General features: G+C 67.4%; 13 protein-coding genes. 7 read left to right on the forward strand and 6 right to left on the reverse strand.

Features of this window, described 5'->3' with window-relative positions:
- Window positions 1–46: 46 nt before the first annotated feature.
- From NX068_RS04445 to rpoS, 3 genes are read left to right on the forward strand one after another with little or no spacing between them, the layout of a single operon-like run.
- Entirely contained in the window at window positions 47–649 is a 603-nt protein-coding gene (locus NX068_RS04445) for a protein-L-isoaspartate(D-aspartate) O-methyltransferase (protein WP_268740046.1), read from the forward strand.
- A complete protein-coding gene (locus NX068_RS04450) occupies window positions 646–1,539 on the forward strand; it encodes a peptidoglycan DD-metalloendopeptidase family protein (protein WP_263460075.1) in 894 nt (297 codons plus the stop codon). Before NX068_RS04445 ends, NX068_RS04450 begins: the two co-directional genes overlap by 4 nt.
- A gap of 14 nt (window positions 1,540–1,553) precedes the next feature.
- Complete coding sequence (gene rpoS, locus NX068_RS04455) at window positions 1,554–2,486, forward strand: RNA polymerase sigma factor RpoS (protein ID WP_263460076.1); 933 nt, start codon at window positions 1,554–1,556, stop codon at window positions 2,484–2,486.
- A gap of 25 nt (window positions 2,487–2,511) precedes the next feature.
- Here rpoS and NX068_RS04460 read toward each other — a convergent pair whose 3' ends face one another.
- From NX068_RS04460 to NX068_RS04480, 5 genes are all read right to left on the reverse strand, one after another.
- Window positions 2,512–3,183: a DUF2189 domain-containing protein gene (locus NX068_RS04460; protein ID WP_263460077.1), complete on the reverse strand. Its 672-nt coding sequence runs from the start codon at window positions 3,181–3,183 to the stop codon at window positions 2,512–2,514.
- Between the two features lie 156 nt (window positions 3,184–3,339).
- A complete protein-coding gene (mltB, locus tag NX068_RS04465) occupies window positions 3,340–4,434 on the reverse strand; it encodes a lytic murein transglycosylase B (RefSeq protein ID WP_263460078.1) in 1,095 nt (364 codons plus the stop codon).
- On the reverse strand, window positions 4,431–6,422 hold the full coding sequence (locus tag NX068_RS04470; RefSeq protein WP_263460079.1) for a transglutaminase TgpA family protein: 1,992 nt from the start codon (window positions 6,420–6,422) through the stop codon (window positions 4,431–4,433). The genes mltB and NX068_RS04470 overlap by 4 nt, the downstream gene beginning before the upstream one ends.
- On the reverse strand, window positions 6,419–7,408 hold the full coding sequence (locus NX068_RS04475; RefSeq protein WP_263460080.1) for a DUF58 domain-containing protein: 990 nt from the start codon (window positions 7,406–7,408) through the stop codon (window positions 6,419–6,421). Before NX068_RS04475 ends, NX068_RS04470 begins: the two co-directional genes overlap by 4 nt.
- A 5-nt stretch (window positions 7,409–7,413) precedes the next feature.
- Window positions 7,414–8,331, reverse strand: coding sequence for an AAA family ATPase (locus NX068_RS04480; protein WP_263460081.1), 918 nt, complete (start codon window positions 8,329–8,331; stop codon window positions 7,414–7,416).
- Between the two features lie 179 nt (window positions 8,332–8,510).
- Here NX068_RS04480 and NX068_RS04485 point away from each other — a divergent pair, with 179 nt between their 5' ends.
- The 3 genes from NX068_RS04485 to bamC all read left to right on the forward strand — a co-directional run bounded on the left by NX068_RS04485 (window position 8,511) and on the right by bamC (window position 11,599).
- Window positions 8,511–9,437, forward strand: coding sequence for a histone deacetylase family protein (locus tag NX068_RS04485; RefSeq protein ID WP_263460082.1), 927 nt, complete (start codon window positions 8,511–8,513; stop codon window positions 9,435–9,437).
- 116 nt (window positions 9,438–9,553) lie between these two features.
- Window positions 9,554–10,432: a 4-hydroxy-tetrahydrodipicolinate synthase gene (gene dapA / locus NX068_RS04490; RefSeq protein WP_263460083.1), complete on the forward strand. Its 879-nt coding sequence runs from the start codon at window positions 9,554–9,556 to the stop codon at window positions 10,430–10,432.
- 27 nt (window positions 10,433–10,459) lie between these two features.
- Window positions 10,460–11,599, forward strand: coding sequence for an NlpB/DapX family lipoprotein (bamC, locus tag NX068_RS04495; RefSeq protein WP_263460084.1), 1,140 nt, complete (start codon window positions 10,460–10,462; stop codon window positions 11,597–11,599).
- Between the two features lie 57 nt (window positions 11,600–11,656).
- On the opposite strand, the gene NX068_RS21245 is transcribed toward bamC, so the two are convergent.
- The gene (locus tag NX068_RS21245) at window positions 11,657–12,106 is read right to left on the reverse strand and encodes a hypothetical protein (protein WP_442806681.1); all 450 of its coding nucleotides are present in this window, start codon (window positions 12,104–12,106) and stop codon (window positions 11,657–11,659) included.
- 391 nt (window positions 12,107–12,497) lie between these two features.
- On the opposite strand from NX068_RS21245, the gene NX068_RS04510 reads away from it, so the two are divergent.
- Window positions 12,498–13,478 carry a hypothetical protein gene (locus tag NX068_RS04510; RefSeq protein ID WP_263460085.1) on the forward strand — a complete coding sequence of 327 codons (981 nt, stop codon included), beginning with the start codon at window positions 12,498–12,500 and terminating at the stop codon, window positions 13,476–13,478.
- Window positions 13,479–13,489: the final 11 nt, after the last annotated feature.

A 13,489-nucleotide genomic window follows, 5' to 3' on the forward strand; every position in this document is an offset into this window, starting at 1 on the left:
CGTGCGCAGCGCCGATGCAGGGCAGGCGATGCGCGCACGCGTGCGCATGGTCGAGCGCCTCCGTACCCAGGGCATTCGCGACGAGCGGGTGCTGGCGGCGATGCAGAGCGTGCCGCGGCACATGTTCGTCGAGGAAGGGTTGGGCTACAGTGCCTACGACGACACGCCGCTGCCGATCGGCTTCCAGCAGACGATCTCGCAGCCCTTCGTCGTCGCGCGCATGATCGAGCTGCTGCGCGCCGGCCGTGAGCTGGGGCGGACGCTCGAAGTCGGGGCGGGCTGTGGCTACCAGGCAGCGGTGCTGAGCCAGTTGGCGACCGAGGTCTATGCGGTCGAGCGCATCCGTCCGCTGCTCGATCGGGCGCGGGCGAACCTGCGTCCGCTGCGTCTGCCCAATGTCAGATTGAAACTTGCGGACGGTAGTTTGGGTCTTCCCGAGGCGGCTCCGTTCGACAGCATCATCGTCGCGGCCGCGGCCATCGGTTTACCGCCGGCGCTCAAGGCGCAGCTCGCGCCGGGCGGGCGCCTGATCGTGCCGGTGGGAGGGGCCGACCAGCGATTGCTGCTGGTCGAGCGGCAAGGTAATGTTTTTCGGGAAAGCTGGCATGAGGCCGTACGCTTCGTGCCGCTGCTCGCAGGTACGGAATGAAATTCGCTATTCACATGCAGACTCGTTTTGGTTTGATGCCGGCTTTGCTGGTAAGCGTGGTATTGGCGGGGTGCGCCTCGTCGGGTGAGGCGCCGGTACGCGACGGCAACGGCGCGCCGCCTGTCACGGGTTCCGCGCCGGCAGTGCCGGCAGGCATGCATGTGGTCAGGCAGGGGGAAACCCTGCTCGGCATCGCGCGCCAGTACAACGTGACGCTGCCGGATCTCGTGCGCTGGAACGGTCTGACCAATCCCGACCAGATCCAGGTGGGCCAGAGTCTGCGCGTCGGGCCGCCCGACATGGCGCAGGACGGCGGCGCCACCGCCATTCCGATCGGCGACGGTGCGGTGGCGATGCCGGTGCCGATGCCCGGTGGCACCGAGCCCGCTGCGCCGCCGCTGAAGCAGGGGCCGCTGGGCGGACCGGTGCCGTATTCCCAGGATCCCGGAGCGGGCGCTGCGCCGCCGCCGGTGCCGGCACCCGAGCAGCCGGCGCCTGCGCCCGAGACGCCGGCAGCGGCCGTGGCCGGCGACTGGCAGTGGCCCGCGGCCGGCAGGGTGATCGCGGCCTACAACGAAGCGTCGAACAAGGGAGTCGACATCGGCGGCAACGTCGGCGATCCGGTCTATGCGGCTGCGGCGGGCAAGGTCGTCTATGCCGGGAGCGGGCTGCGCGGCTACGGCAAGCTTGTTGTCATCAAGCATAACCAGGAGTACAACTCGGTCTATGCGCATAATGACAAGCTGCTCGTGAAGGAAGACGACCAGGTTGCCCGCGGGCAGAAGATCGCCGAACTGGGCAGCTCCGAAACCGATCGCCCCAAGCTGCATTTCGAGATCCGCAAGCAGGGCAAGGCGATCGATCCGACGAAGTACCTGCCCGCACGCTGACGACAGGGGGAAGCATGGAAGAACCGGTAAGCCTCGATGATCTCGAAAGCCATGAACCGGATCTTCCCCCCGAGGTCGAGGTCTTTGCCACTGCCGTCGTGCAGGCGAAGGAAAGCGACTTCTTCAGCGACGTCACCCAGCTTTATCTCAACGAGATCGGCGCCAACCCGCTGCTGACCGCCGAAGAAGAACTCAGGCTGGCACGCCTGGTGCGTACGGGCAACTTCGACGCCCGGCAGACGATGATCGAGCGCAATCTCAGGCTCGTCGTCAATATCGCCAAGCACTATCTCAACCGTGGCATTCCCCTGCTCGATCTGGTCGAGGAGGGGAATCTCGGGCTGATGCATGCGCTCGAGAAGTTCGACCCCGAGCGGGGTTTCCGTTTTTCCACCTATGCGACCTGGTGGATACGCCAGAACATCGAGCGCGCGATCATGAACCAGTCGCGCACGATCCGCCTGCCGGTGCATGTGGTGAAGGAACTGAACCAGGTGCTGCGCGCCCAGCGCTGCAACGACGGCTCCATCGGCGAGCCTTCGCTGGACGCGGTCGCACGCAGGCTCGGCAAGACCGTCGATGAGGTGCGGGAAATCCTGCAGCTCAGCGAACACACGGCTTCGCTGGATGCGCCGCTCGACATCGATCCGAACCTGTCGATCGGCGAGTCGCTGGCCGATGAGCAGGTGCTGGCACCGGACCTGCAGATCCATTTCGCCGAGCTCGAGCGTCTGGTGCGCGAATGGATCAAGATGCTGTCGGACAAACAGCGGCTCGTCATCCGCCACCGCTACGGCATCGACGAATGCGAGCTGCTGACGCTGGAAGAGCTGGCGCTGCGCCTGGACCTGACCCGCGAGCGCGTGCGCCAGATCCAGCTCGAAGCGCTCAGCCAGCTGCGCCGCATCCTCAAGCGCTACGGCATTTCACGCGATGCGCTGCTGTGAGTGCAGGCGCCGGCTGCGGCGGTGATCAGGCCGGCGCGCCGTCCACCGGATAGACCCTGAAATACAGTTCGCGGCTGGCGTAGGCCATCACCGGCAGCGTGACCAGCAGCAGCGGCAGCAGCACGGCGCTGACGATGATCACCGCGGCCAGCAGGCAGGCCCAGGCCATGACGACGCCGAAGCGCCCGAACACCGCCCTGACGCTGGCGACGACGCCGGAGACGAGGTTGGCGCGGTGATCGTAGATCAGCGGGATCGAGAAGGCCGAGACTGCGAACAGGATGAAAGCCAGTACCGCGCCCATGATCGAACTGAAGAACACGAAACGGTGTATGGCCGCGTCGCCCTGCAGCAGGTGGGCCAATTGGGCGGGTTCGCGGCCGACCATGAAGCCGTAGAGCGTGCCCGCGTCGGTGATCCAGATCAGGAACAGCAGCGCGCAGACGAAGGAGACCACCCAGCCGCCGCGCGGCATGCGGGCGAATCCCCGGCCGATGTCGGCGGCGACGGGCCGCCGGCCGGCGCGCAGGCTGTCCGACAGCGCGAAGAAGCCCGCCAGCAGCGCCGGGCCGATCAGCATGAAGCCGCCGGCGAAGGACAGGCTGATCGGCGCGATCGACATCGATTCCAGCGCCCAGAACAGGATTGCGCCGAGGACGACGAAAACCGCCGCATAGCCGGAGCTGAGGGCGGGCATGGCGCAGAACTGCCGCCAGCCGGTGGACATTGCCGCGGAGATGTCGGAAAGGCGGACTGCGGCGGGCTTCAGTGGCGTCGAGGTCACGTGTCTGCGGGCGGGATGCTGTGGGCCGCCTAGTTCACGAGGAATCGCCGTGTCATGCCTTGATCTGGATCAGTTTCGGTTTTCGGCCCTGATGCGTTCGACGAGGCGGCGCTGGCTCAGCGCCTCGGCCAGCTCGAACACCGACATCGCATAGAAGCTGCTGCGGTTGTAGCGCGTGATCACGTAGAAGTTGCGGTAGCCGAGCCAGTATTCCGTCGCCGCGCCGGGGGTTTCGAGGTCGACCAGGGTGGTGGGGCCGGCGGCGGTGTCGCCGTGCAGCGGCTTCACGCCGGCCCGGCTCAAGGCCTCGGGTTCCAGCGCCGGCTCGATGCCTGCCGCGACCAGTGCCGCGGCGTCGGTGTCGGCCGCCAGCAGCGCGGGTTCGGCGATCGGGGCGCCAGGCTGCCAGCCGTGCATGTGCAGGTAGTTGGCGACGCTGCCGATCGCATCGAGCGGGTCGGAATCGAAGTCGATCCGGCCGTTGCCGTCGAAGTCGACCGCATAGGCGCGCACGCTGCTGGGCAGGAACTGGGGATAGCCGATGGCACCGGCGAAGGAGCCGTAGTAATCGGTCGGTATGCGGCCTTGTTCGCGGGCGAGCAGGAACAGGGCTTCGAGTTCGCGGCGGAACAGGTCCGCGCGCGGCGGGTAGTCGAAGGCGAGCGTGGTGAGCGCGGACAGGGTCTCGAAATTGCCGGTATGGCGCCCGTACAGGGTCTCGACGCCGATGATCGCGACGATGATTTCCGGCGGCACGCCGAACTGCTTCGAGGCACGCTCGAGATCCACTTCATGCGCTTTCCAGAACGCGACGCCGCCCTCGATGCGGCTGCGGTCCAGGAAGCGGGCACGATAGTTCTGCCACGAGCGCGCGCCCTTGCGCGCCGGCGGCGTGATCAGGCGGATCACGCCGGCTTCGTGCCGGGCCAGTGCCAGCGTCGCCGCCACGGTGTCCCGGTCGAAGCCATGGCGTGCCGCAAGCTCGTCGGCGAAGGCGCGGACATCGTCGCGCTCGGCATACGAAGCCAGTGCCGGGGTGGCCGGCAGCGCGGCCAGCAGCGACAGGCCGGCGCCGACCAGGGCGGGCAGGATCCTGTGCCTCGTCTTGCTGGCGGCGGGTTTGCGGCGGATGGACGGGGGCAGGCGGAATCGGGGCAGTTTCATGGCAATCGGAGAACGTCGATCTTCTTTCTGAGCGCGGCAAGGCGCGCGCTGTCGGAATGGGGGCCGTAGCGCAGGCTGGCGTAATCCACGCCGATTGCCCGTACTGCGGCTGCGAGTTCGGGAATGGCCGACGCCACCCGCTGCGTGTAGTCATGCGGCCCTTCCCAGGGCTGGCGCGCCAACCCGCGGGCAGCCAGCTTCGTGCTCAGTGCCTGCCAGGCCCGGTCGAGTGGGTCGCTGCGGCGTCGCCTGCGGCCGGCCCACAGGATCAGGCACAGGAACGGCACGCCGGTGGCGGCGGCCAGCATGCCGGCGAGGCGCCACGCATCGCCCGGGGCCAGGCCCAGGCGGGACAGCAGTTCGCGCTGGCGTTCCGGATTGTAGCCAAGAACGCGCTGGTTCCACGTATTCGACAGCGCTTCCCAGCGCAAGCGCATGTTTCGCAGCCAGTCGTGCTGGGCACGCAGGGTGAAAGGCAGGGCTTCGCCGGCGGGCAGGGCGGCAGCAAGGCCGTCGTCGATGCGGCGCGGCGCGGCGAGATAGGTCGGATCGACGCGCACCCAGCCACGGCCGCCGAGCCAGACTTCGCTCCAGGCATGGGCGTCGAGCTGGCGGACGACGAGATTGCCGTCTACCGGGTTGATCTCGCCGCCCTGGTAGCCGGTGACGACGCGCGCCGGCACGCCCGCGGCCCGCATCAGCACGGTGAAGGCGGAGGCGAAGTGCTCGCAGAAGCCGCGCCGGCTGTCGAAAAGGAATTCGTCGACGCTGTCGCGGCCGAGCAGCGGCGGCCGGAGCGTGTAGAGCAGCCCGGCGTTCCGGAGATGCGAAACGGCTCGTTGCAGGATCTGCTCGTGCGACTCCGCACCGGCGGCGAGCCGTGCCGCCAGTGCCTGCGTGCGCGGATTGAAGCCGGCCGGGAGCCGGCGCGCCGCGGCCAGCGTCGCCGCCGTCTCCGCCAGCCCGACGACGGCTTCCGGATGGGCGCTCAGTTCGTGCCGCACCCGCGACCGGACCGGCCGGGGCGCGAGCAGCTGGAAATCGCCGGTGTGCCGCAGCGCTGCGCCCGTGGCGCCGGGAAAGTCGAGAGCCAGCAGCCAGCGCTTGCCGTGGGCTTCCAGGGTCAGCGTGTAGTCGATGCGCTTGCCGTCCGCTGCATGGAAGGGAACCGCCGCTTCCTGCGCAGGCTCGGCCTGCCAGTTGCGGCCATCGAAGCGGGTCAGCACCGGGCCGCGCCAGTAGCGCTGCCGGCGGGCGGGGATTTCGCCGGCGAAACTGGCTCTGAAGGCGATTTCGCCCGACTGGCTCAGCGCGCTGATCGAACCCGGGCTCATCGACTCCGACAAGCCGGTACGGGCGCTGAAGGCATCGGCCGGCAAACCCCACAAGGGGCCGTCGATACGCGGGAACAGAACGAACAGGATCAGCATGAACGGCAGGCCCTGCGCCATCAGGGTGCCGGCCACGCGCAGGTGCTCGCCGCTGCGGCCGTTCGGGTCGGCCTGGGCGACCAGCGCCGCGAGGCCGAGCAGGCTGGCGCACAGCGCGAGCGCGGCGACCGGAAAGCTCTGGTCTTCGAAGAAGATCGCCAGTTGCAGGAAGAAGCACAGCATCACCGCTGCCCGGACGTCGCGGGCGGCGCGGATTTCGAGCAGCTTGAGGCCGAGCAGCAGCGCCAGCAGCGCCACGCCGGGGTCCTTGCCGAAGAAGTGGCCGAACTCGGCGCGCACGCCGGCTGCTGCGGCCGCGGTCAGCGCCAGCAGCAGCCACGGCGACGGCGCCTGGCGCCCATGCCACAGCAACAGACCCCGCCAGGCCAGCAGCGCGGCGCACAGCCCGCTGATCCAGGGCGGTAGCCAGCTCGCGTGCGGTGCCATCGTCAGCGCTGCGGCGCCGAGCAGCCAGGCGCCCTGGCGGCGGCCGAGCGCGCTGCCGGCGCTTGCCGATCGGCGTCTCGTTGCGCGCTGCTTCAGCCAGCCGCCGATCATGTGCCGTCCGCCCTGTCGGGCTCCTCGTGATACGCCAGTTCGTCCAGGCAGCGGAGCAGATGGCTGCGGCCGTTGCCGCGCGGCACGTTCGTGCCGGGCAGTGCCAGCGACCAGGGGCGGCCGCTGCGTTCGGCCTCCAGCAGCCAGGCGCTCAGGCGCGACAGGCGCCGCTCGGCGTCGAGCCCGGGCGGCAGGTCGGCCCAGGCCAGCGACAGCTCCTGCCCCTGCTGCCCGGCGAACTGCTTGGTCATCAGCGGGCCGCCGCGCGCGAGCACTTTCCAGGCGATGTGGCGCGGAGAGTCGGCCCGCTGGTGCGGGCGCAGGCCGGCGAAGTCGTCGTCGCCGGCCTTCGGCGACGGCGCGCCGCCACCCTGTTCCGCCGGGCTTTCGGGCAGGGGAGGCGCGTTCTTCTCCGGCGCCGGGTGGACGACGCAGCCGACGTCGGCGACGAAAACGCTCCAAGCCCGGATCAGCCCCAGCGGCCAGCGGGTTTCGATGACCGTGCGCCCGGCCTGCAGCCGGCCGCGGTGTTCGGCGGCGCAGGCGATCCCGATCGCGCGCGTCTGCAGCGGGCCGAGCTCGAAGGCGGTTTCCGCGCCGCGCAGTTTCAGCCGCAGGGCAGGACGGCGGGCTTTGCGCGGGTTGTCGATGATGAAATGGAGCGTGGCCGTTTCGCCGGCGAACACCGCTTCGCTGCGTCCGGGCCGGATGCGCAGTCCGGCGAGGTTGCGCCAGGCGTGCACGATGCTGGCCAGCGCCGCGCCGGCCAGGGCGAAGACCAGGCCGTAGCCGAGGCTCAGGCCGTAGTTGATCGACGCCACCAGCATCGCCAGCATGGCAATGGCAAAGCTCAGGCCGCCGGCGGTCGGCAGCACGTAGATGCGGCGGCTGCGCAGTTCGATCGGCGCCGTTTCGGGCCTGCCCGGCCGGCGCAGCAGCCAGCGGCGGAACAAAGCTGGTGGAGAGGGTGTGCCGGCTGCAGGCATGTTGCTCAGGGCAGCGCCACCGACTGGATCAGGCGTGCGAGCGTGGCCGCGGGGACGGGGCGGGCGTCGCCGGCAAGATGCAGGCGGTGGGCGGCGACGTGCGGGAACAGCGTCTGCACGTCTTCCGGCAGCACATGGTCGCGGCCGTCGATCAAGGCCCAGGCGCGGGCCGCCGCCAGCAGGCCGAGTCCGGCGCGCGGGCTGAGTCCGGCGGCCAGCTCCGCATCGTGCCGGGTGGCGCTGAGCAGGGCCTGCACGTAGTCGATCAGGCGGTCGGCGACGTGCAGGGCCTGGGCGGCGCGCTGCAGCTCCACCAGTTCCGCCGGCCCGATCACCGGCGTGCGCCGTTCGAGCACGCTGCGCCGGTCCTCTCCCATCAGCAGGGCGCGTTCGGCCATCGGATCGGGATAACCGAGCCGGATGCGAAGCAGGAAGCGGTCGAGCTGGCTTTCGGGCAGCGCAAAGGTGCCGATCTGGTGTGTCGGGTTCTGCGTGGCGATGACGAAGAAGGGCTCGGGCAGCTCGAAGCTGTGGCCGTCCGCGGTGATCTGGCGCTCTTCCATCGCTTCGAGCAGGGCGCTCTGGGTCTTCGGCGTGGCGCGGTTGATCTCGTCGGCCAGCACTACCTGCGCGAACACCGGACCGGGGTGGAAGCGGAAAGTACCGGTGTCGCGGTCGAAGATCGAGGCGCCGAGGATGTCGGCCGGCAGCAGATCGCTGGTGAACTGGATGCGCTGGAGCTGCAGGCCCGTCAGTTGGGCAAGGGTATGGGCCAGCGTGGTCTTGCCCACGCCCGGAACGTCCTCGATCAGCAGGTGGCCGTGTGCGATCAGGCAGGCGAAGGCGAGGCGAAGCTCGTGCCCCTTGCCGAGAATGATCTGGCTGGCGGCCTCCAGCAAGCGTTCGACATGGAAATTGGGCATCTCGGAGGCACTGTGAAATTGACTGCGAAGCGGTGATAATAGGTGACAAAAGCACATCGACCGGCGGAGCCATTTCACGGTTCGCACCGAGTCGGGCCGAGCAGAAAAAACGGCTGACAAGCAGAGCCGCCTCCGATTGAGTGGCGGACACGACGTTCAATGCTGGAGAAGGGGAGAGTATGACGACAACGGCGTTCATCACGCATCGCGACTGCTGGCTGCACGACATGGGGGCGATGCACCCCGAATGCCCCGATCGACTCGGTGCGATCAACGACCGCCTGATCGCGTCGGGGCTGGACATGTACGTCTCCTTCTACGATGCGCCCATCGCCACGCGTGAGCAGATCATCCGGGTCCATCCCGAGAATTATCTGGACGAACTGCTCGGCAGCGTTCCCGAGCACGGCATCCGCCACCTCGACCCCGACACCGCGATGAGCCCCGGCACCATGAAGGCTGCATTGCGCTCGGCCGGCGCCGGGGTGATGGCGACCGACATGGTGATCGCCGGCGAGATCGAGAATGCCTTCTGTGCCGTGCGTCCGCCCGGCCACCATGCCGAACGCGCCAAGGCGATGGGTTTCTGCTTCATGAACAACGTCGCCATCGCCGCTCGCCATGCGCTCGAGGCGCACGGCCTGGAGCGGGTTGCCATCGTGGACTTCGACGTGCATCACGGCAACGGCACCGAGGACATCTTCCGCGACGACCCGCGCGTGATGATGGGCGGCATCTTCCAGCATCCCTTCTATCCCTACTCGGGCGCCGACAATCCGCCCGCCCACATGTGCAACGTACCGCTGCCGGCCGGCACCCGCGGCGATGTCTTCCGCGAGGCTTTCGGCGAGAAGGTCGTGCCCGCGCTGCGCGCCCACGAGCCGCAGATGATCTTCATCTCCGCCGGCTTCGACGCCCACTACGAGGACGACATGGGCTCGATGGGACTGCTCGAGGCGGATTACATCTGGGCCACCGAGCAGATCAAGGACGTCGCCAAGGCCTGCGGCCACACGCGCATCGTGTCCCTGCTGGAAGGCGGCTATTCGCTGTCCTCGCTGGCGCGTTCGGTCGTCGCGCACGTCAAGGCGCTGGCCGATCTGTGAGCCGGTAATATCCGCAAACATTCCCGTTCTCGGCGCGTGCCCGCAAAAATGCGTGCCGCGCTGGCCGTGGCGCGACGATCGGTTAGAATCAACTTTTTAACGCTCTGGCCAACGCCATGATTACCGGATCGCTTGTCGCAATCGTCACGCCCATGCTCGACGACGGAAGCCTCGATTATCCTCGTCTGCGCAACCTCATCGATTGGCACATCAACGAGGGCACCGACGGCATCGTCATCGTCGGCACCACCGGCGAGTCGCCCACCGTCGATGTCGAAGAACACTGCGAACTCATTCGCGTCACGGTCGAGCATGCCGCCGGCCGCATCCCCGTCGTCGCCGGCACCGGCGCCAATTCCACCGTCGAGGCGGTCGAACTGGCGCAGTTCGCCAAGCAGGCGGGCGCCGTGGCCCACCTGTCGGTCGTGCCGTACTACAACCGCCCGACCCAGGAAGGCCTCTACCGCCATTTCCGCACCATCGCCGAATCGGTCGATCTGCCGCTGATCCTCTACAACGTGCCGGGCCGCACCGTCGCCGATCTCGCCAACGACACCACGCTGCGCCTGGCCGAAGTGCCGAACATCGTCGGCATCAAGGATGCCACCGGCAACCTCGGCGGCGCCTGCGACCTGGTCGAGCGCGCCCCCGAAGGCTTCGCCCTGTACAGCGGCGACGACATGTCCTCGGCCGCCTTCCTGATGCTCGGCGGCCACGGCGTCATTTCGGTGACGGCCAACGTCGCGCCGCGGGCGATGCACGAACTGTGCGCCGCCGCTGCCGCGGGCGATCTGCGCAAGCTGCGCGAAACCAATGCCGCGCTGACGGGTCTGCACCGCGACCTGTTCTGCGAAGCCAATCCGATTCCGGTCAAGTGGGCGGTCGCCCGCATGGGGCTGATCGGTGACGGCATCCGCCTGCCGCTGACGCAACTGACCGAGCCCTGCCACGAGCGCGTGCTGAAGGCGATGCGCAAGGCCGGCATCCAGGTCTGATCCGAATTTCTCTTCCGCAGGAACTCCATGAATCGCTCCATGCGCACCCCCGTTTCCCTGATCGCGCTGTCCGTGGCGCTTGCCGGTTGCTCGACCTCCCTGCTCGAATCCAAACGCATCGACTACAAGGGTGCGAAGCGAATGGAGCGCCCGCTCGAGATCCCGCCGGATCTCACCGCGCCCACGCGCGACGACCGCTTCGCCGTACCCGACGTCACGCCGCGCGGCGTGGCGACCTATTCCGCCTACAGCGCGGACCGTGCCGACCAGCCGGCTGCGTCCACCGGCCCGGAAGTGCTCGCCGCGCCGGAGACGATGCGCATCGAGCGCGCCGGCAGCCAGCGCTGGCTGGTCGTTGCCGGCACGCCGGACGAACTGTGGCCGCAGATCAAGGATTTCTGGCTCGAACTCGGTTTCGTCCTGAACATCGACAGCCCGGACATCGGCGTCATGGAAACCGACTGGGCCGAAGACCGCGCCAAGATCCCGCAGGATTTCCTGCGCTCGGCGATCGGCAAGGTGCTGGACGGCCTTTTCTCCACGCCCGAGCGCGACAAGTTCCGCACTCGCCTGGAGCAGGGCAAGGATGACGGTACGGTCGAGATCTACGTCAGCCACCGCGGCATGATGGAAATCTATCCGAACGAAGCCAAGGACTCGACGATCTGGCAGCCGCGCCCGGCCGACCCCGAGCTGGAAGCCGAAATGCTGCGCCGCCTGATGGTGCACCTCGGCGCCGAAGAAGTGCGTGCCGAAGCCGCGCTGACCAGCGCACCGACCGAGGAGCGTGCGCGCATCGCCTCCGGCAGCGACGGCCAGGCCAGCCTGATCATGGAAGAGTCCTTCGACCGCGCCTGGCGCCGCGTCGGCCTGGCGCTGGACCGCATCGGCTTCACCGTTGAAGACCGCGACCGCGCCCAGGGCCTGTACTTCGTGCGTTATGTCGACCCCGATGCCGACAACAAGACCGAGGACAAGGGCTTCCTGTCCAAGCTGGCCTTCTGGCGCAGCGACGACAAGCCGGCGCAGGGCGGCAGCGAATACCGCCTGCACGTGCAGGGGCAGGGCAGCGATTCGCAGGTCAGGGTGCTGACCCGCGAGGGCGGCGCCGACGCCTCCGACACCGCCAAGCGGATCCTCGGCCTGCTGCACAACGAACTGCGTTGATCGGTCGTGCGTATCGCGGCAGCCTGCCGCGGTACGCACCAGGCATAAAAAATTCGATCAGATTCCGATGGCGGTACAGTTTTCGGTCGTATGTACGCAAAGATCGCCGGTTCGATCGAGGCGGAATGACCGCATGGGAGCTGTTTTCCTACAGCCTTGACCAACGCGTTGGCACCGTAACCCTTGTCGGCAATCAGCGCCTTGAAGGGGATATGCGCGATCAGATCGTGAACTGACTCGATATCGGCCACCTGGCGGGCAGCCGATATCATTCGCAGCGGATTGCCTCTTGCTCGTAGTTTCGGCAACGCGGTTGCACAGCACGTCACCCAGCCCGGGCCGCTCGGTCTTGCACTGCTGGCGCAGTTCTTTGGGCCGTTCCGGGTTGGCCGCCAGTTCTGCTACTGTTGGGGTGCTGGCTGCGGAATCCGTGGCCTTCCGTGGTGTCTCGGACTGGCCGCAGGTAGTCAATGCGGCCATCAGCAAGAACGGGACGATCTTCTTCATGGCGTCAGCTCCTCCGGGTGACCGGGATTGCGGCCCCGTATGGGCCTGGGGGTTTCCGGCAACTCGATGGCCTGTACGCGCTCAATGAACCCGCGCCAGCTAGTCGAACGGATCTCCGTCGAGCTGCAGCAGATAGGTCGTGAGCGGCGGCACGCGCGGAGCCAGCGGTCGGGCTACGACACCGAACTCACGGCTGGCCGCAATGTGCGCACCGCCTGCCAATCCCAAGCGCGAAGCCGGCTGATGCCCGCGCCATCATCAGGTCGCAGGGACAGCGCCTCGTCGAGGCGGAATGTTCCATTGGGCGTGAGCTGACACGATGGGGTTGACCTTGAAGTCAACTTAATACTTATGCTTTGCGGTGATGTCATTTCATCTCCGAGGCAACACCGTGAAAACCACTTCCCTGGCCGCCCTCTTTGGTGCATGCCTGCCGGCTGCGGCTACATTCGCGCAAGCGGCCGAAACCACCGTAATCAAGATCGGTGACCACGATGTACCCGTGGTGAAAGGCGGCCTGTACGACCGCTTCCGCTCCAACCCGCCGCTTTCCGTCATCGCCGCCGAGTCGCCGGGCACCGACCTGAGCTGGTTCAAGGGGATCACCAAGGAAAAGGTCGATATTGGCTTCGAAAGCCATTCGCCGAACTTCTATTACAAGAACAGCCGGGTGACGGCCATCTTCACCGCCGACCTGGCGCGGCTGCGGGAACTGATGCCGCCCGAGGTGCTGGAGCAGGTGCAGCCGCTGCAAGTGTGGCCGGGCAGGGGCGTTGTCGCGCTGACCGCCTACGCTTACCACTACTGCGACAACGACAGCTACAACGAGATCGGCCTGTCCGTCGTCACCAACAAACCAGGTTCGTCGAACTGGGGGCCGTTCTCCTTGATGGGCCAGTCATTTTCCGATGACTTCTGGGGCTACGTGCTGAAGCTGCCTGTCGATACCGAATTGGCCAAGGTGCGCGGCGTGGTCGGCTACAACCTGCCCAAGTGGCTGACGCGCATCGACTACCGCGAGGGCGAGAACAACGTCGTCGTCGAAATCTTCGACAGCGAAACCCAGAAGCTGGACGTGACGCTGGAGACGCAAAAGCTCGACGTTTCTTCCAGCAAGGAAAGCCTGGTGACGAACAGCTTCACGAACATCGACCAGCAAGGGCAACTGACCACCGGCTACACCACCTCCCGCCAGTTGCGCCACGCCAGCACGTCCAGCGTGGACGCGGTGAAGCTGACGCTGACGGACGGCAGCCTCTCGCGCTTCATCGAGTCGCTGAAGCTGGGAAAGATGTTCAAGTACGAGTATGCCCCCGACTTCCAGGCGGCGCTGTACGCACCCAAGCCGCTCGAGTCCGACGCCAAGCATTGACAGCAGCCGTC

Source organism: Thauera carbonicopians (assembly GCF_025699485.1).
Classification (GTDB): Bacteria; Pseudomonadota; Gammaproteobacteria; order Burkholderiales; family Rhodocyclaceae; genus Thauera.